Annotated in this window: 20 protein-coding genes; 6 read left to right on the plus strand and 14 right to left on the minus strand. The window is 71.8% G+C overall.

The genetic code is table 11. The features are described 5' to 3' along the window. Positions 1-82: 82 nt before the first annotated feature. From Q1A98_RS10045 to Q1A98_RS10055, 3 genes are read left to right on the plus strand one after another with little or no spacing between them, the layout of a single operon-like run. Positions 83-1,474 (plus strand): SDR family NAD(P)-dependent oxidoreductase, encoded by a 1,392-nt coding sequence (locus tag Q1A98_RS10045; RefSeq protein WP_299572856.1) that lies wholly within the window; start codon positions 83-85, stop codon positions 1,472-1,474. Then, positions 1,468-1,950, plus strand: coding sequence for a DUF664 domain-containing protein (locus Q1A98_RS10050; protein WP_299572678.1), 483 nt, complete (start codon positions 1,468-1,470; stop codon positions 1,948-1,950). The genes Q1A98_RS10045 and Q1A98_RS10050 overlap by 7 nt, the downstream gene beginning before the upstream one ends. A gap of 10 nt (positions 1,951-1,960) precedes the next feature. After that, on the plus strand, positions 1,961-3,022 hold the full coding sequence (locus tag Q1A98_RS10055; RefSeq protein ID WP_299572681.1) for a nucleoside hydrolase: 1,062 nt from the start codon (positions 1,961-1,963) through the stop codon (positions 3,020-3,022). On the opposite strand, the gene Q1A98_RS10060 is transcribed toward Q1A98_RS10055, so the two are convergent. The 12 genes from Q1A98_RS10060 to Q1A98_RS10115 form a co-directional block, all read right to left on the minus strand. Beyond that, positions 2,998-4,089: an MSMEG_0565 family glycosyltransferase gene (locus Q1A98_RS10060; RefSeq protein WP_299572683.1), complete on the minus strand. Its 1,092-nt coding sequence runs from the start codon at positions 4,087-4,089 to the stop codon at positions 2,998-3,000. The genes Q1A98_RS10055 and Q1A98_RS10060 overlap by 25 nt on opposite strands. Next, complete coding sequence (locus Q1A98_RS10065) at positions 4,086-4,958, minus strand: carbon-nitrogen hydrolase family protein (RefSeq protein WP_299572684.1); 873 nt, start codon at positions 4,956-4,958, stop codon at positions 4,086-4,088. Before Q1A98_RS10065 ends, Q1A98_RS10060 begins: the two co-directional genes overlap by 4 nt. Positions 4,959-5,000: 42 nt before the next feature. Beyond that, the gene (locus tag Q1A98_RS10070; protein WP_299572686.1) at positions 5,001-6,443 is read right to left on the minus strand and encodes an MSMEG_0567/sll0787 family protein; all 1,443 of its coding nucleotides are present in this window, start codon (positions 6,441-6,443) and stop codon (positions 5,001-5,003) included. Then, positions 6,440-7,495 (minus strand): MSMEG_0568 family radical SAM protein, encoded by a 1,056-nt coding sequence (locus Q1A98_RS10075; RefSeq protein WP_299572688.1) that lies wholly within the window; start codon positions 7,493-7,495, stop codon positions 6,440-6,442. Before Q1A98_RS10075 ends, Q1A98_RS10070 begins: the two co-directional genes overlap by 4 nt. A 2-nt stretch (positions 7,496-7,497) precedes the next feature. Beyond that, a complete protein-coding gene (locus Q1A98_RS10080) occupies positions 7,498-8,022 on the minus strand; it encodes an MSMEG_0572/Sll0783 family nitrogen starvation response protein (protein WP_299572690.1) in 525 nt (174 codons plus the stop codon). Positions 8,023-8,190: 168 nt separating this feature from the next. Then, on the minus strand, positions 8,191-9,591 hold the full coding sequence (locus Q1A98_RS10085; RefSeq protein ID WP_299572692.1) for an AMP-binding protein: 1,401 nt from the start codon (positions 9,589-9,591) through the stop codon (positions 8,191-8,193). A gap of 14 nt (positions 9,592-9,605) precedes the next feature. Then, positions 9,606-10,886 carry an MSMEG_0569 family flavin-dependent oxidoreductase gene (locus Q1A98_RS10090; RefSeq protein WP_299572694.1) on the minus strand — a complete coding sequence of 427 codons (1,281 nt, stop codon included), beginning with the start codon at positions 10,884-10,886 and terminating at the stop codon, positions 9,606-9,608. Further along, on the minus strand, positions 10,883-11,197 hold the full coding sequence (locus tag Q1A98_RS10095) for an MSMEG_0570 family nitrogen starvation response protein (RefSeq protein ID WP_299572696.1): 315 nt from the start codon (positions 11,195-11,197) through the stop codon (positions 10,883-10,885). The genes Q1A98_RS10090 and Q1A98_RS10095 overlap by 4 nt, the downstream gene beginning before the upstream one ends. After that, positions 11,190-12,071 carry a carbon-nitrogen hydrolase family protein gene (locus Q1A98_RS10100; protein WP_299572698.1) on the minus strand — a complete coding sequence of 294 codons (882 nt, stop codon included), beginning with the start codon at positions 12,069-12,071 and terminating at the stop codon, positions 11,190-11,192. Before Q1A98_RS10100 ends, Q1A98_RS10095 begins: the two co-directional genes overlap by 8 nt. 153 nt (positions 12,072-12,224) lie before the next feature. Then, complete coding sequence (gene meaB / locus Q1A98_RS10105; RefSeq protein WP_299572701.1) at positions 12,225-13,214, minus strand: methylmalonyl Co-A mutase-associated GTPase MeaB; 990 nt, start codon at positions 13,212-13,214, stop codon at positions 12,225-12,227. A 12-nt stretch (positions 13,215-13,226) separates the two neighbouring features. After that, complete coding sequence (scpA, locus tag Q1A98_RS10110) at positions 13,227-15,494, minus strand: methylmalonyl-CoA mutase (RefSeq protein ID WP_299572704.1); 2,268 nt, start codon at positions 15,492-15,494, stop codon at positions 13,227-13,229. Next, positions 15,491-17,374, minus strand: coding sequence for a methylmalonyl-CoA mutase family protein (locus tag Q1A98_RS10115; protein WP_299572858.1), 1,884 nt, complete (start codon positions 17,372-17,374; stop codon positions 15,491-15,493). Before Q1A98_RS10115 ends, scpA begins: the two co-directional genes overlap by 4 nt. A 244-nt stretch (positions 17,375-17,618) precedes the next feature. On the opposite strand from Q1A98_RS10115, the gene Q1A98_RS10120 reads away from it, so the two are divergent. The 3 genes from Q1A98_RS10120 to Q1A98_RS10130 are packed head-to-tail and all read left to right on the plus strand — an operon-like array spanning position 17,619 to position 19,552. Beyond that, positions 17,619-18,356, plus strand: coding sequence for a TVP38/TMEM64 family protein (locus tag Q1A98_RS10120; protein WP_299572706.1), 738 nt, complete (start codon positions 17,619-17,621; stop codon positions 18,354-18,356). A 48-nt stretch (positions 18,357-18,404) separates the two neighbouring features. Continuing rightward, a complete protein-coding gene (locus tag Q1A98_RS10125) occupies positions 18,405-19,004 on the plus strand; it encodes a winged helix-turn-helix domain-containing protein (RefSeq protein WP_299572708.1) in 600 nt (199 codons plus the stop codon). Continuing rightward, entirely contained in the window at positions 19,001-19,552 is a 552-nt protein-coding gene (locus Q1A98_RS10130; RefSeq protein ID WP_299572710.1) for a hypothetical protein, read from the plus strand. The genes Q1A98_RS10125 and Q1A98_RS10130 overlap by 4 nt, the downstream gene beginning before the upstream one ends. A gap of 18 nt (positions 19,553-19,570) precedes the next feature. Here the strand turns inward: Q1A98_RS10130 and Q1A98_RS10135 are convergent, their stop codons facing one another. Both Q1A98_RS10135 and Q1A98_RS10140 read right to left on the minus strand, forming a co-directional pair. After that, entirely contained in the window at positions 19,571-20,782 is a 1,212-nt protein-coding gene (locus Q1A98_RS10135) for an SPFH domain-containing protein (protein WP_299572712.1), read from the minus strand. A 39-nt stretch (positions 20,783-20,821) separates the two neighbouring features. After that, positions 20,822-21,250: an NfeD family protein gene (locus Q1A98_RS10140; protein WP_299572715.1), complete on the minus strand. Its 429-nt coding sequence runs from the start codon at positions 21,248-21,250 to the stop codon at positions 20,822-20,824. Between the last annotated feature and the right edge of the window lie 77 nt (positions 21,251-21,327).

Below are 21,327 nucleotides of genomic sequence, written 5' to 3' on the forward strand. Positions count from 1 at the left end.
TTTCCTACACTGATCGCTCGTGACCGGGCAGACCACGCGCGAACCGGGTATCCCGGACGATGATCTCGAGCAGCTACGGCGAATTCTCGACCGCGCCGCCGACCTCGGCCCCACCCATCCCGACTCCGTCGCCGTGCAGCACGCCGTCGGCGCGATGTTCAAACAGCTGAAGCGGACACGTAAACGAACCTCCCGACGCGCTCGCATCGACGCGGACCGCGCCGTCGTCGACGCGACCGCCACCGGCTCCCCCGATCGCGTCGACGACGAGACCGCCGGTCTCCCCCTCACCCCCTCGGCCGACGGCATCGCCGGACACCTGGTTCGCCCGCAGGGCTGCTACATCTGCAAGACGGAGTACACCCAGGTCGACGCCTTCCACCATCAGCTCTGTCCGGACTGCGTCCGCGACAACGGCGCCCGTCGCGACCAACGGGTCGACCTCACCGGACGCCGGGCCCTGCTGACCGGTGGCCGCGCCAAGATCGGGATGCACGTCGCGCTGATGCTGCTCCGCGACGGCGCCGACCTCACCATCACCACCCGCTTCCCGCGTGACGCCGCCCGGCGGTTCGCCGCACGCTCCGACGCCGACGACTGGCTGCACCGCCTGCACATCGTCGGCATCGACCTGCGCGACCCCGCCCAGGTCGTCGCACTCGCCGACGAGGTCGCCGCCGGTGGGCCGCTCGACATCCTCGTCAACAACGCGGCGCAGACCGTGCGGCGCTCCCCCGGCGCGTACCGATCCCTCGTCGACGCCGAGCAGGCCCCGCTGACCGGCGCCGCTTCGCAGGTCCCCGTGCTCACGGTCGGTGAGGCGGCGCACCACCCCGCGGCACTGCTGTCGGCCACCGAGACCGCAGGCGCGATGTCCGATGCGGGTGCGCGGGCGCTCGCCGCGGCAGCGATGACCGGGGGTTCGGCCTCCCCGGCACGACTGGCCGACGGGACCGCTGTCGACGCCGGCGGTCTGCTCCCCGACCTGGTGTCCACCAACAGCTGGGTCGCGACCGTGGACGGTGTCGACCCGCTGGAGCTGCTCGAGGTGCAGCTGTGCAACAGCGTCGCGCCGTTCATCCTCCTGTCGCGGCTGACTCCCGCGCTCCGCGCCTCGACCGCGCGCCGTCGGTACGTGGTCAACGTGTCGGCGATGGAGGGTGTGTTCTCGCGCCGCTACAAGGGCGCGGGCCACCCGCACACCAACATGGCCAAGGCCGCGCTGAACATGTTGACCCGTACCAGCGCCGGCGACCTGGCCCGCGACGGGATCCTGGTGACCGCGGTCGACACCGGGTGGATCACCGACGAACGTCCGCACACAACGAAGACCCGGCTGGCCGACGAGGGCTTCCGCGCCCCGCTCGACCTCGTCGACGGCGCAGCACGCATCTACCACCCGATCGTGGACGGGGAGAACGGGATCGACCTGTCCGGGTGCTTCCTCAAGGACTTCCGGGTGCACCCGTGGTGACACCGCTGCACGACGCCGCAGTCACGCTGCTGCAGGAGAACCTCACGGCCATCGCCGATCTCGTCGTCGGACTCGGCGACGACGACGCCGCGCGACGACCGGACCTCCCGGGGGCGAACGCGCCCTACGGCATCGCCAATCACTGCGTGGGTCTGGTCGAGTTCTGGCTCGGCAGCGTCGTCGGCGGCGAACGCATCCCCCGCGACCGCGACGGTGAGTTCACCGCGACCGGCACCGTCGCCGATGTCGCGGCCCGGCTGTCCGACATCGCCGACCGGGTCCCGGGGTGGGTGGACATCGCCCTCGGCGAGGGGCCCCGCGATCGGACCGCGGTCGGGTCGACCCGCACGACGGCGGTACGGGAGGCGTCACCGGAATGGATGCTGCTGCACGTCGTGCGGGAGCTGTCCCAGCACCTCGGACAGCTCGAGATCACCCGCGACCTGCTGACCGCGTCCGCCGACGGCGCTGCGTAGGGTCGTGCGCGTGCCCACGTCCGTCCCGCTGATCCTCGACTGCGACACCGGGATCGACGACTCCCTGGCGATCCTCTACCTGCTGTCCCATCCGTCCGCCGAGCTGCTCGCCGTCGTGTCGACGGCCGGCAACGTCCCCGCGGACGTCGTGTGTGCCAACAACCTCGCGTGGCTCTCGCTGTGCGGCCGCGACGACATCCCCGTCGCTCTCGGCGCCACCGGTCCGCTGGTGGCGCCGCTGCGCACCACCGAGGACACCCACGGCCCGCTCGGCGTCGGCTACGCGGATCTGCCCACCGCCGCTCGTCCGGCGTCGACGACATCCGGGGTGGACTGGTGGATCGACCTCACCACCCGCCGTCCCGGCGAGGTCGTCGGACTCGTCACCGGTCCGCTGACCACGCTGGCGCAGGCGATCGCCGCCGATCCCGGCCTGCCGGCCCGCCTCCGGCGCCTGGTGATCATGGGTGGGGCGTTCCACCACCCCGGGAACACCACGCCGACGTCGGAGTGGAACGTCGCCGTCGATCCGGAGGCCGCCAAGGCCGTGTTCGCGGCGTTCGGCCGGGACGGGGCTCCCGAGCCGATCGTGTGTCCGCTGGACCTCACCGAGTCCATCGCCTTCACCCCTGACCACCTGGGCCGCCTGGCGGCCGCGGCCGAGAGCGAACCCGTGGAGCAGCCCGGCCCCGACGACGAGTACGGCACCCGGTCGGTCGCGTCGAACACGATTGTCCGTCACGTCACCGACGCCGTCCGTTTCTATTTCGAGTTCCACGCCGACCACGACGAGGGATACATCTGCCACATGCACGACCCGTTCGCCGCCGCGGTCGCCGTCGACCCCGGCATCGTGACCACGCGGCCGGCCGTCGTCGACGTCGAGGTCGACGGTGCCCTCACCCGCGGCACCACGGTCGCCGACACCCGCGGCATGTGGGGTCGCCCGGTGAACGCGCGTGTCGCGACGACGACGGACGCGGACGCCGCGCTCGACGACATCGTCGACCGCGTCGCCGACCTCGCGCGGCGGACACCGGACGGCGATCAGGGCAACGGGTTGCGCTCGTAGAACTCCAGGTGCGCCTGCGCGGCCGCGTCCCATGTCAGCGATTCGGCGAGACGCCGCCCTGAGGCCGCGTCGTGCGCGGTATCGAGTGTTGTCGACATCGCGGCGGCCAACGCGTCGACGTCGGCGGCGTAGGACACGGTGTCGCCGAATACCTCTCGCAGCACGGGTAGGTCACGGGTGACGACGGGCCGCCCCGCGGCGAGCGCCTCCATCGCCGCGAGCCCGAACCCCTCCTTCACCGAAGGGAACGCGAACACGTCGCACGCCGCCACCAGGGACGGCAGGTCGGCCTCGGCCACCGGGCCCAACACCGTGGGGTGGGCGTCGAGCTCGTCGGCGCGTCGGTCGTGGGCGGCGCGATAGTCGCGGTAGTCGAACAGGGTCTCCCCGCCGGCGACGACGAGGTCGACGTCGGGGTGCCGCCGACGCATCCGCGCCCACGCCTCGAGCAGGTCGATGCTGCCCTTGCGGGGTTCGATGCCGCCGACGGCGAGGACGAAGCGGCCCAGTCGATGCCGCCACGCCTGCCGTGCGGTGACCGCGGTCGGGTCGTCGCCGGCGGCGGTGGAGAAGCGGAGGGCGTCGACACCGTTGGGGATCACGGTCGGGGTGATGCCCCAGCCCGCCGTCACCTCGGCGGCGACCGCCGCCGACACACAGATGTGCGCATAGGGGTCGACGATCGCCTTCTCGTGGCAGCGCACCAGAACCGGCGTGGTGAAGGTGTCGAGATGGTGGACGGTCCGGATGCAGGTGCCGACCGCGTTGGCGCTGATGCAGTCCTGGGCGTGGACGATGTCGAACCCCGCGTGGTCGACGCCGTCGGCGAGCGCCGCGATCGACCGCACGATGCGGTCGGCCACGGACTCGCCGTCGCGCGCGGCGAACGGGATCAGGCGGACCTCCACCGACGGGTCGACGGGCCGGAAGAACCCGGGGTCGCCGTCGCGGGCCAATGAGTGCACCGTGACCCGTGCCCCGGCCCGCGCCAGCGCCTCCGCGAGGTTGAGGGTGTGCACCACCCCGCCACGCGGTCGCGTCGAGTAGGTGACGAGAGCCACCCTCACGCGAGGACACCCCCTGTCGGGTCGGACGACTCGGCCGCGGCGATGCGGTAGGTGTCGATCCGACGTTCCGACAGGTGGTCGAGAACGCGACGCGCGCGGGCGATCTCGGCGTCGACGTCCATGCTCACGGTGGCCATGCCCCCCTTCGAGCGCGTGGTCGCGAGCGTCTCCCCACCCGGGCCGACCACCTTGGCCTGGCCGAGGAACCGCAGCGATCCCATCACGCCGGTCTGGTTCGCCGACGCGACCACGACCTGGTTCTCGGCGGCCCGCGCGGCGTCGTAGAGGTCGAACAGGCGCGACTGTCGGTCGGCGGGCAGTCGGGACGCGCGGTCGGTGACGCTCGCGGGCCACGCCGACAGCATCGCGAGGACCTCCGCGCCGTCGAGCGCGAGGGTGCGCGCCGACTCGGGAAACGTCTTGTCGTAGTCGATGAGCATCCCGACCCGCCCGACCGGGGTGTCGAACGACGCGAACCGGTCCCCGGGTGCGAACGCGCGCGCCTCCCCCGCCGGCTGGTGCACCTTCCGGTGCACACCGAGGATCCCGTCCCCGGTGAGACACACGGCGGTGTTGTGCCGTCGGGCCGCGCCGGCGTCCTCGGTGAGACCGAGGCACACCGTCGTCGACCCGGCGGCCGCACGGACGGCCGCGAGTTCGGGTCCGTCGAGGTGGACCGGCGGCGGCAACTCGGTGAGGTCGGGGTCGCGCAGATCGCCGATGTACCCGCCCAGGCAGGCGTGTGGCAGCACCAGCAGGTCCACGCCGTCCCGGACCGCCGCCTCGACGATCCCCACGACCTTCTCCAGAGACCGGTCGAGGTCGCGACCGAAGTGCGCCGCGACCGCACCGATCGTGATGGGGGCCATGCGGTCAGCCCCGGGAGTCCGCGACCCGCCGCGCCGGTCGGCTCATGCGGGGCCCAGCCCGGTCACCGACGGCCCGACCGCGAGGGTCTCGACACCGTCCGGCCAGCGCAACCGGACACCGGGCTCGGAGGTCAACCTGCCGACGGGTGCCGTCGCCACGCCTGCGGGGGCGTCGGGGGCCGCGGCGCCGGGCGCGTCCGCGGTGAGCATCCCGAACCCGGGGAAACAGGTGAGCCAGGACGCCATGTCGGCACCGGACGGGCGAGGTACCGCGGCGACGTCGATGCAGGCGCCGGTCCCACCGGCCTCGGCCAGCATCCCGGTGGTGCCCACGACGCCGGCCATCGAGACGTCCTTGGCCGCGCGTGGCGTCGATCGTGCGACGAGACCGTTCATCGCCCGCAGGTCGTCGGCGCTGCGGCGCGACGTCGAATCCCACTGTGCACCGGTGTATCCGGGGCGCCACCCGCCGGTCACGTCGACGGTGAGCCGCAGCGTGTCGCCGACGAGTCCGCCACCCGCCGGGATGGGACGGCTGGTACGACCCAGGGCGGTGACCGACAGCGACGCCGGGACGCCGACCTGGGTGTGACCGCCGAGCACGGGCACACCCCACGTCTGTGCGGCGGCCGCGAGGCCGCGGACGACGCGGGTGAGCTGGGACGTGGTGCGGGCACCGACCGCGTCGAGCAGACCGGTGGGCGTGGCGCCCATCGCGGCGAGGTCGTTGAGGTTCACCAGCACCGAGCACCACCCGGCCCACCACGGGTCGCGGTCGACCATCGAGGGCAGGATCGCGTCACAGGCGGCGATCGTGTCGCCGCCCGGGACCGGGACGCCGTCGTCGCCGACGAACCCGGCGGGACCGAGTCCGCCGGCGTGCGAACGGAGCGGCGCGAGGACGTCGGCGAGGAACGCCTTGGTGTCGTGGGCGATCCGGGCGATCCGGGGCATGGGTCGACGCATGTGCACGTGCGGGATGTCGCCGATCATGGTGTCGCCCTCGGCGGTCCACCCCAGGCGGGTGAACAGACCGCGCTGCGCGGCGTTGACACACGCGTCGAAGCGCAGCACGCCTCGACTCTCGGCATGCGCGACGGCCGCGCGGATCAGCGCCGACGCGACCGTGGCACCGCGGCGATCGGGTGCGACGACCAGTCGGCTGCCTGTCCACCACCCGATGTCGGTCTCGCCGACCGGCGCGAGCCGAACCCCGCCGATGACGTCGCCGTCCGAGGCGATCGCGACGAGGACGACCGTGCGGTCGTCAAGGTCGATCTCGTCGACGTCGGTGTGTGGGAACACACCCTGTGCGTCGACGAAGGTCGCACGACGCAGCGCGCGATACCGCCGGTGATGCTCGGTGGTGTCCGCCGGTCGGACCAGGAACCCCGCGGGCACGGTGGCGGTCCGCGGCATGCCCTCGAGGATCGACATCGGACCGGACAGGTCGACTGCTGACGGGCCGCGCACGTCGACGATCATCCGCCCACCGCCGGGAGCACCGAACACGCGCCGCAGGCCGCGCAGCCGGCCCGTTGGTCCGACCCGCTCATCCCCGCGGTGCGCAGACGGTCGGCGACCCCGCGGGCCACCTTCTCGTACACGGCCGCGTCGGGCGGTCCCACCCCGTCGACCTCCACGGCGAGCGAGCCGGGATGCGGCCGGTACGGCACGACGAACGGGTACACACCCATCTCGACCAGATCGCTCGCCCCGGCGACGAGTTCCTCCGGGTCCTCGCCGAGGCCGACGATGAGATACGTCGACACCTGATTGCGGCCGAACACCCGCACGGCCTCAGCCCAGGCCGCACGGTACTCCGAGAGCGGCACCTGTGCCTTGCCCGGCATCCACCGTCGCCGCACCTCGTCGTCGAGGGACTCGACGTGGATCCCGATCGCGTCGGCACCCGCCTCGTGCAGGTCGGTGATGACCGCGAGGTCGGCCGGTGGCTCGCACTGCACCTGCACCGGCAGTTCCGGCACGGCGGCCCGCACCGCGCGCACACATCGCGCGAGATGGGTTGCGCCACGGTCGCGGCCGTTGGACGTGCCCGTGGTCATCACCATCTGTCGGACTCCGTCGAGGTCGACGGCGGCGCGGGCGACCTCGGCGAGGTCGGCCGGCTTCTTCACCGCGACCGTCGCGCCCGACCGCAACGACTCCTCGATGGTGCAGAAGCGGCAGCGCTGGTCGGGTGCATACCGCACGCAGGTCTGCACGACGGTCGTCGCCAGCACGTCGCGACCGTGCAGGCGCGCGAGCTTCTCGTAGGCGACGCCGTCTGCGGTGTGCAGATCGTAGAAGCGTGGACGTGCGACGGCCTCCACCGACAGCCCGGTGTCCGCGCCGTCGAGGAGGATGCGGTCCCCGTCGAACACATAGGGGCTGAGCGGGTTCCGCGGGATGGCCGCGCCCAGACCGTCGACGACGACATGACCGTCGGCGCTGGGGCCGGCGCCCGCGCCCCTCGACACCGGCGGGTCACCGCGGATGCCGAGGAGTGCGAGATCGACGCGGGTGGAGACCGACATGATCAGACCATGTAGGTGGAGTTGATGATGGCGCCCTTGCGGGCGTAGTGGATGAGCGCGTCCTGCACGTCGAGCGGATGCGCCGGGATCACGCCGGCGATGAGGTCCTCCTCGCGTCCGCCGTGCAGTGCGAGTCCGAAGCGACAGCAGTAGACGGTCCCGCCCTCGCCGATGAAGGTCTCGAGCGAGTTGTTGATGTTCTGCTCACCCGGGAAGCCGCTGTCGCCGGTGGTCGGGAACCCGCGGGTGGCCAGGCAGTTGATCGCACCGGGACCGTAGAAGTAGATCGCGGACTCGAACCCCTTGCGCAGCGCGCGGGTGGCCTGCAGGACGGCGACGAAGCTCACCGACGACTCGTGCGCGATGCCGTGCACCAGGGTGAAGTAGGTCTCGCCGTCCTCGGCCTGGTAGTCGGGGAACAGCTTGGTGCCGCCGTAGATGTTCGAGCCCTTGGGCAGCGAGGGATGTGGGATCTCGGCGAGCGAGGTGGCGATGTTGGCGGCGATGGTGTCGTCGATCTCGGACATGGGATCCTCCGGGAGGAGAGTGTCGGACCGAGAGCCGGGGATCCGGCTCTGGTGAGGACCAGTCAACGGTGATGGCGTTGCGCGGTGGTTCGGTCCGGAACAACGCTGTGTTACAGGCGCATCCGAGTGTTGCGGCGGCGTTTCCGACGTCGCACACGCCGTGACGCGTCACGTCGGTCGACGTGCCTTGCCCGCCGAGTCACGGATGGGACTGCGCCGCAGCCGGATCCGACCGGGGCGACAGTGTCGCGCCACGACCGCACGCGCGAACTCGGCGATCGCGGGCTCGTCGGCATGGTCTGCGAGGGTGATGTCCGCGCACAACCCCTGTCCCGCGGGAAGGCTCACGAGGCATTCGACGACGTCGCCGTGGCGCAGCAGGTGCTCCTCGACGCGGGCGAGGTCGACGACGGTGTCGCCGCAGGAGCGTCTGTCGGTGGTGCGGCCGACGAGGTACAGCCAGCCGTCCGCATCGAGGCGCCCGAGATCGCCTGCGGTGTCCCACCCGTCGTCGGTTCTCGACGTCGCACCGCCGACGCGGGAGTACCGGGGCGGCCCGTCACGCCGCATCCACACCGTGCCGACCTCACCGGCCGGCAGGTCTCGGCCGTCGTCGTCGCGGACGGCGATCTGTGTCCCCCCGATCCCCCGTCCGACGCTGCCGGGCCGGGCCAGCCATTCGGCCCCCGTGATCATGGTGAGCCCGAACGACTCGCTGCTGGCGTACACCTCGACGACGCGCTCGGGGCCCAGCCAGTCCATGAGTGCCCGCTTGTCCGCCGGCGGGCACGGTGCGCCGAGATGCACAACGGACCGCAGGGTTGGGACCTCCCCGCGGCGATCGACGGGCAATCGGACGAGGCGCCGGAGGAGCGACGGGGCCATCAGCGCCCAGGTGACCTCCTGACGCCGGATGATGTCGGGGAGGTCGGAGGCGTCGGCACGCGGCGCGAGCACCAGCCGGTGATCGGTCATGAGGCCGCGGAACGCGTAGGTGAACGCCGCGGGGTGCCACAGGTCGGCGGTCACGAGTTGCACGGCGCGGCCGGGCAGGAACGGCGCGACCGGACGGTCCGGGTCGAAGCGTGCCGGCACGGTCGACCGGATGAGCTTGCGGGGGCCGGTGCTGCCCGACGACGTCGACACCTTCCACGACGACGCCCACTGGCCGCTCGGCACGCCCGCCGCGGCGCCCGCACCGTCCGAGTCGACGGACTCGATCGTCGGGACCGCCGATCCGGGTGCCGCGACACCGATCACGGCTGCGGGCCCGGCGAGCCGGTCGAGGTGTGCACGCTCGTCCGGTGGCAGATCAGGCGACACCGGCAGCGGGACCGCTCCGGCCGTCCACACCGCGACCAGCGCAGCCACCATCGCGGTCGACGTGGGCAGCGCGACGACGACGGTGTCGTCGCGCACCACACCGACGGCCCGCAACCGACCGGCCAGGGCGGTGGCAGCCGCGTCGAGCGCGGTGGTGGTGAGTTCCTCGCCCGTGCCGGCGTCCACGACGAGCACCTCGTCGGGCTCGCGCAGCGCCCGGCGAGCGACGAGGTCCCCGATGGGCACGTCCCCGGACATCGTCAGCCCGAGACGGCCAGCCGGAGTCCTCCGACGGAACCGACCCGCCGCGCCACCACGTCGGCGACATGCCGTGCGTCGGTGTCGACGCCGAGGAATCGACCCGATCCCCACGTGTGCATCCACGGCAGACCGATGAAGCTGAGACCGGGCACCTCGCTGATGCCGCGGGTCTGCATCGGTCGGCCGGCGCCGTCGAACGCGCTGGCCTCGATCCAGGACCAGTCGGGGCGGTACCCGATGGCCCACACCACCGACGTGATCCCCGCCGACGCGAGGTCGACCTCGGTCGCTTCGTCGGCCGGCTCCCACACGGGCTCGTACCGCGACGGCGGCGGGGCGTCGAGGCCCTCCCGCTCGATGTACCGGTCGATGTCGGTGCAGATCGAGTTGTAGACCGCGTCGGCGCCGTCGAGGGCCGCGGTCAGCGTCGGTGCGAACCGCAGCCCGGCACCGTCGCAGTCGACGAGCTGGCCGTGCAACTGCATCCCCTCGCGCGCGAACGCGCGCAGGTCGATGTCGCGGCCCCCGTCACGCCCGGTGACGTAGTGGTTCGTCTTCTCGCGTGCGGGTGCGCCGCCCGGATACTGGGCGACCGGGGTGTCGTAGAGCCCCATGTCGGCGAGCCAGGTCATGACGTCGCGGCCGCGGTAGAACCGGGCGACGCGGGGTGCGCCGCCGACGGCGAGGTGGACGGTACGGCCGGCGAGATGCAGGTCCTCGGCGATCTGAGCGCCGGACTGACCGGTGCCGACCACCAGCACCGCTCCGGGCCGCAGCTGGTCGGGGTTCCGGTACTGCGCGGAGTGCAGCTGCTCGATGCCGGCGGGGATGCGCGCGGCGTACGGCGGGATGATCGGCACCTGGTAGCCGCCGGTCGCCACGACGACCTCGTCACAGGTGAGCACCTCCGCCGTCCCGCCACCGGTGGGTTCGACGGTGAGTTCCCACCCGCCGGCCGGTGCGTGCTTCAGGCGGGTGGCCCGGGTGTGGGTGCGCAGCGGCGGGTGGAAGTCCTCGAGCCACCGATCGAGCCAGGCGACGACCTCGTCGCGGGTCATGAAGCCGTCCGGGTCGTCCCCGTCGTAGGCGTGACCAGGCAGGCGGCAGTGCCAATTCGGGGTCACGAGGGTGAACGCGTCCCAGCGCGTGTCGGACCAGTGGTGCATCGGTGTGTGCGCCTCGAGGACCACGTGATCGACGCCGGACTCGGTGAGATACCAGCTGACGGCCAGACCCGCCTGTCCACCACCGACGACGGCGACGGAGACGTGGCCGCTCACCGGGTGCCCCTGGAGACGGTGGCCGGCAGCGGCGGGTGCATCGCCACGACGGTGACGGTCGCATCGGGTGCGAAGCCCTCGGCGCGCGAACGGATGTGGTCGGCGGTGGCCATGGCGGAGGTGCAGGCGAACCCGTAGCGGGCCCGGACACGTTCGGCCGCCTCGCCGAGCGCGACCGTCGCGCGGTCGGTGAAGTCGGCGACCGTGTAGTCGGTGCCGGCCGTGAGGTGGTCGTGCATCACGAGGCTCGGTGAGTAGCAGTCGTCGCGAGTGCCGTCGGGCCAGCGGACGGTCACGGTCATCTCAGGCATGGGCCAGGTTCCCCTGCGTGAGTGCGCCGTACACGTCGGGGCGACGGTCGCGCAGGTGGAACATCCCTCCGCGCATCGCGGCGAACGTGCCCTCGATGTCGACGTCCGCGACAGCCATGCCGGATTCGAGAAGTGTCGTGGCCAGGACGTTGCCGCCCGGGTCGACGACCTTGGCGTTGCCGACGTACCGCAGCGACCCGAAGGTGCCGGACTGGTTCGAGGCGACCCAGAACACCTGGTTGTCCAGGGCGCGGGCGGAGTCGAACAGGTTGAACCGGTAGGTCCACCGGTCCTGCTGCAGGTCCTCGGCGGTGGCGGTGCGTGCGGCCGGCCACGCCGAGAGGCTGGCGATGATCTGGGCCCCGTCGAGCGCCATCACGCGGGCCGCCTCGGGGAACGCCTTGTCGTAACAGATCTGCAGGCCGACACGGCCGACGGGCGTGTCGAACACCCCGTACCCGTCGCCGGATGCGTAGGACATGTTCTCGCCCAACGGCTGGTGCACCTTGCGGTAGTTGCCGTAGATGCCACTGCCGTCGAGCACCGCGGCGGCGTTGAAGCGGGTGGGTTCGCCGTCGGGACCGTCGGCGAGTTCGCAGAAGCCGATGGCGACGAGCATGTCACCGGCGATGTCGCGGACCCGGGCGAGTTCCGGACCGTCCAGGGTGATCGCCGGGGGCAGCGAGACCGCCGAGTCCCGGCGCGTGTCGCCGTGGTTGCCCAGCGAGGAGAGGTAGCCGCCGATCGCGGCCTCCGGGAGGACGAGGAAGTCGACCCCGCGGGCCCGGGCCCGGCTGACGAGATCGGCGATGAGGGCGTAGTTCTGGTCGAGGTCGCGGGTGAAGTTCGCGGACACGGCGGCGATGGTCGTCATCGCACTCTCCTGCTGCTGGGGGACGGGAGCACACACGTCGATGTGTGCTGTACCCAGTAAGCGGTCCGCGTGTTGCGCAGTGGTTACCGACAGAACAAACCGCCGCTGCGGTGTCCTCACAGTCGTCACGCTTGCGACATCTCCGCAGCCGGATCAGCGCGCGTCGAACGCCTCGACGATCTGCTGTGCGCCCAGCGCGGGGGTCAGACCACCCGAGCGGACGGCCTCCTCGGCGCGCCGACGGGCCTCCCGCACACCGGGATCGGTGTCGAGGCGGTCGGTGAGGATGTCGGTCACCATCGACCACATCCACCGGACCTGTTGGCGACGCCGACGCTCGGCGAACTCGCCCGCGTCGGCGAGCACCTGCTTGTGCTGGAGCACCGTGTCCCAGAACTCGGTGACACCGATGTTCTCGAGCGCGCTCATCGTGAGCACCGGCGGATGCCACAGCGCGTCGTGGGGGTAGAGCAGGTGCAGTGCGCCGCGGAGTTCGCGCGCGGCGGAGCGGGCGTCGCGTTCGTGCTTGCCGTCGGCCTTGTTCACCACCACGATGTCGGCGAGCTCCAGCACACCCTTCTTGATCCCCTGCAGCGAGTCGCCGGTGCGCGCGAGGGTGAGGAAGCAGAAGCTGTCGACCATGTTCGCGACGGTCACCTCGGACTGCCCCACGCCGACCGTCTCGACGATGACCACGTCGTAGCCGGCTGCCTCGAGGACCACCATCGTCTCGCGCGTCGCCTTCGCGACGCCGCCGAGCGTGCCCGAGGTGGGCGACGGCCGGATGTAGGCGTCGGGGTGCACCGACAGCTGCCCCATCCGGGTCTTGTCACCGAGGATCGATCCACCGGTCTTCGTCGACGACGGGTCGACGGCGAGCACCGCGACGCGGTGACCCTGCTCGAGCAGGTGCATCCCGAGCGCCTCGATGGTCGTCGACTTGCCCACCCCGGGAACGCCGGTGATGCCCACGCGGTAGGAGTTCCCGGCGTGCGGGGTCAGCTCCAGCAGCATCTCCTGGGCTGCGGACCGGTGGTCGGGGCGCGTGGACTCCACGAGTGTGATCGCGCGCGCGAGTCGGGCACGGTCACCGTCCCGGACGGCAGCGGCCAGCTCACCGGGGTCGATCGAGGGTGCGGGCATCGGTGTCGGCGACTACCCCGCCGCGGCCGACAGGTCGTGGCCCAGCGACTCGCCCAGCTTGGTGACGAGTTCCACCGCGCTGTCGGCGATCACCGTTCCGGGAGGGAAGATGGCTGTCGCGCCCGCGGCGTACAGGGCGTCGAAGTCACCCGGCGGGATGACCCCGCCGACCACGATCATGATGTCCTCGCGATCGACCGCCGCGAGGGCGTCCCGCAGGGCGGGCACCAGGGTGAGGTGACCGGCGGCGAGGGAACTGACCCCGACGACGTGCACGTCGTTGTCGGCTGCCTGCCGGGCCACCTCGTCGGGGGTCTGGAACAGGGGGCCCACGTCGACGTCGAAGCCGAGATCGGCGAAGGCCGTCGCGATGACCTTCTGGCCGCGGTCGTGGCCGTCCTGGCCCATCTTCGCGATGAGCACACGCGGGCGACGACCCTCGGCCTCGGCGAAGGCCCGGACGATCGCGGTGGCCGCGTCGATGTTGCCCACCTGTCCGGCCTCCTGTCGGTACACCCCGCTGATGGTGCGGATCTCCGCCTGGTGACGACCGTAGACCTTCTCCAACGCCTCCGAGATCTCCCCGACCGTCGCCTGGTGGCGGGCGGCCTCGATGGCCAGCGCCATGAGGTTGTCGTCGAGTGACCCGCCCCGTTCGGAACTCGCGGCGGCACGCGAGAGCTCGGCGAGGGCGCGCTCCACGGCTGCCGAATCGCGGTCGGCCCGGAGACGGGCGAGCTTCTCGAGCTGTTCGGCGGCGACCTTGCTGTTCTCGACCTTGAGGACCTCGACCTCCTGGTCGGACTCGACCTGGTACTTGTTCACGCCGATCACCGGCTGGCGTCCGGAGTCGATGCGGGCCTGCGTGCGGGCGGCGGCCTCCTCGATGCGCAGCTTGGGGATGCCCTCGCTGATCGCCTTCGCCATGCCGCCGGCCTCGGTGACCTCGGCGATGTGGGCGCGCGCCTTCTCGGCGAGCTGGTGGGTCAACCACTCGACGTAGTACGACCCGCCCCACGGGTCGATCGGCCGCGTGGTGCCGGACTCCTGCTGGAGCAGGAGCTGGGTGTTGCGCGCGATGCGGGCGGAGAAGTCCGTCGGCAGCGCCAACGCCTCGTCGAGGGCGTTGGTGTGCAACGACTGCGTGTGTCCCTGCGTCGCGGCCATCGCCTCGACGCAGGTGCGGGCGACGTTGTTGAACGGGTCCTGCGCGGTCAGCGACCACCCCGAGGTCTGCGAATGGGTGCGCAGGCTCAGCGATTTCGGGTTCGTCGGCTCGAACTGCGCGACGAGCTCGCTCCAGATGAGGCGCGCGGCACGCAGTTTCGCGACCTCCATGAAGAAGTTCATGCCGATGCCCCAGAAGAAGGACAGCCGCGGCGCGAACTTGTCGATGTCCAGGCCCGCGTCGAGGCCGGCACGGATGTACTCGACGCCGTCGGCCAGGGTGTAGGCGAGCTCGAGATCCGCTGTGGCCCCGGCCTCCTGGATGTGATACCCGGAGATCGAGATCGAGTTGAAGCGCGGCATCTTCTGCGACGTGTACGCGAAGATGTCGGAGATGATCCGCACCGACGGCTCGGGCGGATAGATGTAGGTGTTGCGGACCATGAACTCCTTGAGGATGTCGTTCTGGATGGTCCCGGCGAGCTTCTCCGGCGGCACACCCTGTTCCTCGGCGGCCACGACGTACAGGGCGAGGATCGGCAGCACCGCGCCGTTCATGGTCATCGACACCGAGACCGCCCCGAGGTCGATGCCGTCGAACAGCTGACGCATGTCGAGGATCGAGTCGATGGCGACCCCGGCCATGCCGACGTCACCGGCGACACGCGGGTGGTCGGAGTCGTACCCGCGATGGGTGGCGAGGTCGAAGGCCACCGACAGGCCCTTCTGGCCCGCTGCGAGGTTGCGCCGGTAGAAGGCGTTCGACTCCGCGGCGGTGGAGAACCCGGCGTACTGGCGGATCGTCCACGGCTGGTTCACGTACATCGTCGGGTAGGGCCCGCGCAGGAACGGGGTCGCACCGGGGACGGTGTCGATGGGGAACCCGTCGGCGGCCACGGCGTCGCGGTGGGCCCGTGCGAACACCGGCGGGACCTCGATGCCCTCGGGCGTGGTCCACGAGATCTGGTCGGTGGTGTACCCGTGCGCACTGGCGGCCGCCGCGGTGAGCGCGTCGGTGTCGTCGGGGGTCGGCACCGTGGGCGGCGCGGTGTCGCCGACGAGAGGCACCTCGGCGAAGCTGCCGATCCCCTGCTCGATGTCGTGTGTCGTCATGCCGGGACCCCTGCGGTGTCGGCGCCCTGCGTGGTCAGCAGGTCGAGGATGTCGGTGAGTGCCGCGACGGCGTCGATGCCGAGCGACAGGAACCCGTCGGGCCTGCGGTCGCCCTCGAGGTGGGCGACGGCTTTCTCGGTGCCCGCCAGAAGGATTCGCGTCACCCCCGCTGCACGCAGCGCGGCGACGGTGTCCCCCGCCTCGTCGGCGTAGCGCTTGTCGGTGCCGCAGACGATCGCGACAGGCGAGGCGGTCTCCCGGGCGGCGGACGACAGATCGGCACCCGGCCCTGGGTCGACGGCCACGATGCCGCCCGCGCCCAACAGGTTGATCGTGAACGTGGTGCGCGGGGTGTACTCGGCGAGGCTGCCGAGCGGGGCCAGCAGCACCGCAGGCCGGGAGCTTGTGGCGGCCAGGTGGGCGTCCGACCGGTCGCGCAGGGTCTCGAACGGCGCGGCGTGGCGGCTGACCCGACGGGTCTCGGCCCCGGGTTCCGGTGCGGGCAGCGGCTTCTCGGCCACGTCCGGGAACTCGCTGACCCCGGTGATCGCGTGCCGGCGGTGGGCGACGTCGTCGGCGCGGCGGTCGCGGACCGCGCCGATCGTCGCGGCCAGAGCACCGGACACGAGGGCCTCGCGGTAACCACCCTGCGCCTCGATGCCGGTGAAGACGTCCCACGCCGCCCCGGCCGTGGCGTCGGTGAGGGACTCGACGTACCAGCTGCCCGCGGCCGGGTCGAGCACGCGCCCGAGGTGGGACTCCTCGAGCAGCAGCAGCTGGGTGTTAACGGCCATCCGATCGGTGAAGGAGCGCGACACCCCGAGCGCCCCCGGCGGCAGAGCGGAGTCGAACGGCGAGACGGTCACCTCGTCGGCGCCGCCCAACCCGGCCCCGAACGCCGCGAGCGTGGTGCGCAGCATGTTCACCCACGGGTCGCGCTGGGTCATCATCGCGGCCGAGGTCACCGCGTGCTGGGGGGCGTCACCGTGCTCCGGCACGCCGAGCACCTCGGCGATCCGGGCCCAGACCCGTCGGGCCGCGCGGAACTTCGCGATGGTCTCGAACTGCTGATCGGTGGCGGCGAACCGGAACGCGATCGTGTCGAGGACGTCGGCGACCTGCAGCCCGTTCTCGACCCCCGCCCGGACGTAGGTCAGTCCGGCGGCGATCGCGGCCCCGATCTCCTGCGCGTCGGAGGCCCCCGCGTCGTGGAAGACGGTGCCGTCCACCACGAGGGCACGCACCTCCTCGGGACGGGCGACGGCCGCACGGGTCAGCGCGACCGCCTCCTCGTGGGTGGCGGAGTCGACGCCGGCGAACTGTGCGGTGAGGGTGTCGACGCCGAGCGTGATCCGCGTGGTGCTCGCGTCCGGCGGCGGCGCCGATCCGGCCGCGGGTGCAGCGGCGCGCTCGTCGAGCAGGGCGAAGAGGGCGTCGGCGGTCGCGGTGACGTGTCGTCCGGCGTCCAGAGTGAGCGGCGCCAGGTCGAGCAGGACACCGTCGAGGATCCGGGGCAGGTCACCGGGATCGGTGGTGGGCGTGAGCCAGAGCGCGCTGGTGCCGGTGGTCAGACCCTCCAGGATCGCGGTGTTCGTGTCGGCGGGGTCGGCGTCGGGGGCGCCGACACGGGTGGTGACGTGCCAGCCACGCATCACGTCCCGGGTCGCCTCGCGTCCGCGGACGAACGGGAAACCGCCCGGCAGTGGCGGCTCGGGGAGCTCGTCGGCCCGGGTGTAGAGCGGGTCGATGGTGGTGCCGTCGTAGGTGGTGGTCTGCAGGTGCGCCGCGGCCGGGCGGCTGATCTGCTCGGGCTCGGTCCGCCGGGCCTTCGCGAGCACGCCGGCGACCGCGTCGTCCCAGGCGTCCCGGGCGGCCTGCAGGTCGGTGGCCGCCGGTGCGGGTGACGCCGGGTCGGCGGATGCGTCGGATGATGGGGGCACGGCGAACTCCCTGTCCTCGGCGACGGTCGGGCGACCGTCGTGACCGGACGCGTGGGCGTGTCGCGCCGCCCGTGTGTCCGGTGCTACACGTGTGTCTTACCCCATCCGAGCATGAGACGACGATCACACCCGTGTGAACGCTCGGTCGGGAGGGGTCGCAGCGTCGGCGGGTAGCCTCGCCCGCGTGATCCGGGCGGCGCGTCGATGGTGGGGACCGATCGCCCTGGCGGTCGTCTTCGTCGCCGCGCTCGTCGCGGTCGCCGTGGTCGGCCTGCCCGGTGTCGACCGGTTCCGCGCCTGGTCGGACTCGTCGGGCCCGTGGTTCGTCGTGGTGTTCTTCCTCGCCTACGCGGTCATCACCGTCGCCCCGATCCCCCGCACGGTGTTCACGCTGTCCTCGGGTGTCCTCTTCGGGCCGGTGACGGGGCTGGTGGTGGCGCTCGGGGCCACGATGATCGCCGCGGTCGTCTCGTTCGTGCTGGTCCGCGCGGCGGGTCGAGATGTCGTCGCACCCCGGTTGACCCATCCGGCGGTGCGCGCGGTCGATGCGCGCCTGGCCCGACGCGGGTGGCTGGCGGTCGGGTCGCTGCGGTTGATCGCGCCGGCGCCGTTCTCGGTCATCAACTACTGCGCGGCGCTGTCGCGGATCCGCCTGATCCCCTACACCCTCGCGACGGCGGTGGGGATCCTCCCGGGCACCGTCTCGGTGGTGGTGCTGGGCAGTGTCCTGTCGGGCAGTGCCCACCCTGCGGGACTCGCGATCTCGATCGCCGGCGTGGTGCTCGGTCTCGTGGGCCTCGGGATCGACGCGCGCACGCCGCTGCGATCCGACGGCACCGATGTCAAGGCGTCAGACGCGACCGACGAGCATCAGGTCGTCGGGCTTGACGGCGACGAGACGGTCACCGCAGACCGGACGTGAAAGTCTGCCGACTTGATAGATCAGAGTAAACCCGAGTAGCTTGACAGGGTGTACGTACTGACGGTCGACCAGCGTCGGAGCCGGCGCGACCGTGACCGCGTGCCCGAGCTCGTCGCGCGGCTCTCCGACGCGCCGCTCGTCCGCGGCTTCGACCGCACCGCCGGTGACGAGGTGCAGGCGGTCGCCGACGACCCGGATGTCGTCGTCGACGTCGTCCTCGACCTGGTGGCGCTGGGCGGGTGGAGCATCGGCGTCGGCGTGGGCGCCGTCGAGCTCCCCCTGCCCCAGGTCACCCGCGCCGGACGTGGCCCCGCCTTCGAGGCGGCTCGCGACGCCGTGACCCGGGCGAAACGAGCACCGGGGAACGTGAGCGTCGCCGGCGGGGACCCGGCCCGCGCCGCCGACGCCGGGGCCGTGCTCGCCCTGCTGGCGATCGTCGTGGCACGGCGGTCGGACGAGGGACACCAGGCGGTCGCCCGGATCCGGGCCGGTGCCTCGCAGAGCGAGATCGCCGACGAACTCGGCATCAGCAAGCAGGCCGTCTCGCAGCGGCTCTCGGTCGCCGACTGGCAGGCCGAACGAGACGGGAGGATCGCCGCCGCCCACCTCATGGCGGCGGCCGACACGGCCGCAGGAGGCCTGAGATGACGGTCACCGTGGTGTCTCTGGCGATCTGTGCCGCGGTCGCTGTCTCGTCGACCCTGCCGCACGGCCGGTTCCTGCGCACCGCGGCGGTGGTGGTCGCGACCGTGACGCTGGCGATCGCGGCGGTCGCCGCGGCCATCGCGGACCCCGCCGAGGGATCGGTCCGTGGGGTCGTGGTCACCCTGGTGGTGGTGATCGCCGCGTTCGGCGGTGTCGGCCTCGTGCCGCTGGTGTTCGATCTCGTCGAGGTCGACCAGCGCGACCACCGGGGGGATCCCGGGTCCGAGGACACCGGCGAGGACGACGTCCCGGTCGGGTCCCGGCCCCTGCGGGGTGGGCGGATCATCGGCGTCCTGGAACGCGTGGCCGTGGTCGGCGCGCTCGTCGCCGGGTGGCCGGAGGGGATCGCCGTGGTCCTGGCCGTGAAAGGTCTCGCGCGCTACCCCGAGATCCGCGACCAGCACGCCGGCGAGCAGTTCATCATCGGCACGTTCGCCTCGGTGCTGTGGGCCGTGGCGGCGGCAGGTGTCGCCCGCCTGACCCTCACCTGACGTCGCGTCCGGACGCGCTCAGCTCGCCGACGAACCCGATGCGTCGTCGGTGGGCGGGTCGTCGGTGCTCGTCGCCGGGACGGCCGGCGTCTTCCGTGTCTCGATGCCGGGCGCGACCGACCGCGCCTCCATCTCTGGTGCGACGGGCTTGCGGGCCACCGCCTCCGCCTCGGCGACGGCCTGCGCCACCTTCGGGTCCGGAGCGAGGTCGAACCAGTCGTCGACCTCGGAGTCGTCGCCCTGCGGCGTGGCCGCGTCGTCCGACGGCTCGTACCGGAAGACACCGTCGTCGCCCTGGTTCGCGAACGACCGTGCGAAACCCTGCAGAGCGGAACCGAAGTCGGACGGAACCACCCACACCGAGTTCCCCTCGCCCGCCGCCATCTCGGGCAGCTTCTGCAGGTACTGGTAGGCCAGCAGCTCCGGGGTGGGCTTGGCCGACTTGATCGCGGCGAACACCTTCTCGATCGACTTCGCCTCACCCTGGGCGTTCAGGTACTGGGCGGCACGGTCACCCTGCGCGCGCAGGATCCGCGACTGTCGGTCGGCCTCCGCGGCGAGGATCGCCGCCTGCTTGGCACCCTCGGCGGAGAGGATCTGACTCTGCTTGTTGCCCTCCGCGGTCTTGATCGACGACTCCCGCTGACCCTCGGCCGTCAAGATCATCGCGCGCTTCTCACGGTCGGCCTTCATCTGCTTCTCCATCGACTCCTGGATCGACGGCGGCGGCATGATGCTCTTCAACTCGACCCGGGCCACACGCAGACCCCAGCGACCGGTCGCCTCGTCGAGCACACCGCGCAGCTGCGCGTTGATCGAGTCCCGCGAGGTCAGCGTCTCCTCCAGGGTCATGCCGCCGACCACGTTGCGCAGTGTCGTCGTCGCGAGCTGCTCCACACCGATGATGTAGTCGTTGATCTCGTACACGGCCGACTGCGGGACCGTCACCTGGAAGTAGACGACGGTGTCGATGGACAGCGTCAGGTTGTCCTCGGTGATCACCGGCTGCGGCGGGAACGACACCACCTGCTCACGCAGGTCCACCCGAGCGCGGATCCGGTCGACGAACGGGACGAGCAACGTCAGCTGCCCCGACACCGTCTTGGTGTAGCGGCCGAGCCGCTCGATCACCGCCGCCTCGGCCTGCGGGATCAGCGCGACCGACCGGAACAGGATCACGAACGCCAGCAGCACCACCACCGCGACGACGACGATCACTCCGATTTCCATGACACGCTCCATTTCCCGACCGGCACTCGACCGGTCACCTCAGGACTTCCAGACGACCGCTGTGGCCCCGTCGATCTGCATGACCATCACGTCCTCGCCCTCGGCGAACACGTCGCCGGAGTGCAGCGGACGGGCCGACCAGATCGACCCGTCCAACCGGACCTGGCCGCCGTGGGCGTCGACGGTCGTGGTCACGATCGCGGTCTTCCCCTGCAGCGCCTCGGCGTTGGTGGCCAACATCGGCCGCCGCAGCAGGTGCCGCTTGGCGACCGGCCGGACGCCGGCCAGCAACAACACGCTCACGGCCGCGAACACGACGGCGTCCACCACGACGGGCAGGTCGGTGAACGCCGCGGTACCCGAGGCGGCCACCGCGCCACCGGCGAGCATCAGGAGGACCAACTCCCCGCTGAGGGCCTCGGCACCGACCATGACCAGCGCCGCGACCAGCCAGATGATCGCTGCCATGTCTCCACTGTGCCAGAGATCAGGCGCGCGTCGGAGAAGCCGCACGCCTCGCCTTTGTGTCTGCGACCTGCGGCGAC

This window comes from uncultured Williamsia sp. (genome assembly GCF_947494875.1).
GTDB lineage: Bacteria > Actinomycetota > Actinomycetes > Mycobacteriales > Mycobacteriaceae > Williamsia_A.

Bases quoted from the DNA above. Each gene is read 5' to 3' on its own strand.
- Q1A98_RS10130 (WP_299572710.1), top strand. From the start codon at position 19,001: ATGACGGTCACCGTGGTGTCTCTGGCGATCTGTGCCGCGGTCGCTGTC.
- Q1A98_RS10140 (WP_299572715.1), bottom strand. From the start codon at position 21,250: ATGGCAGCGATCATCTGGCTGGTCGCGGCGCTGGTCATGGTCGGTGCC.
- meaB (WP_299572701.1), bottom strand. From the start codon at position 13,214: ATGCCCGCACCCTCGATCGACCCCGGTGAGCTGGCCGCTGCCGTCCGG.
- Q1A98_RS10070 (WP_299572686.1), bottom strand. From the start codon at position 6,443: ATGATCGTCGACGTGCGCGGCCCGTCAGCAGTCGACCTGTCCGGTCCG.
- Q1A98_RS10100 (WP_299572698.1), bottom strand. From the start codon at position 12,071: ATGACGACCATCGCCGCCGTGTCCGCGAACTTCACCCGCGACCTCGAC.
- Q1A98_RS10135 (WP_299572712.1), bottom strand. From the start codon at position 20,782: ATGGAAATCGGAGTGATCGTCGTCGTCGCGGTGGTGGTGCTGCTGGCG.
- Q1A98_RS10075 (WP_299572688.1), bottom strand. From the start codon at position 7,495: ATGTCGGTCTCCACCCGCGTCGATCTCGCACTCCTCGGCATCCGCGGT.
- Q1A98_RS10080 (WP_299572690.1), bottom strand. From the start codon at position 8,022: ATGTCCGAGATCGACGACACCATCGCCGCCAACATCGCCACCTCGCTC.
- scpA (WP_299572704.1), bottom strand. From the start codon at position 15,494: ATGACGACACACGACATCGAGCAGGGGATCGGCAGCTTCGCCGAGGTG.
- Q1A98_RS10065 (WP_299572684.1), bottom strand. From the start codon at position 4,958: ATGGCCCCCATCACGATCGGTGCGGTCGCGGCGCACTTCGGTCGCGAC.
- Q1A98_RS10095 (WP_299572696.1), bottom strand. From the start codon at position 11,197: ATGCCTGAGATGACCGTGACCGTCCGCTGGCCCGACGGCACTCGCGAC.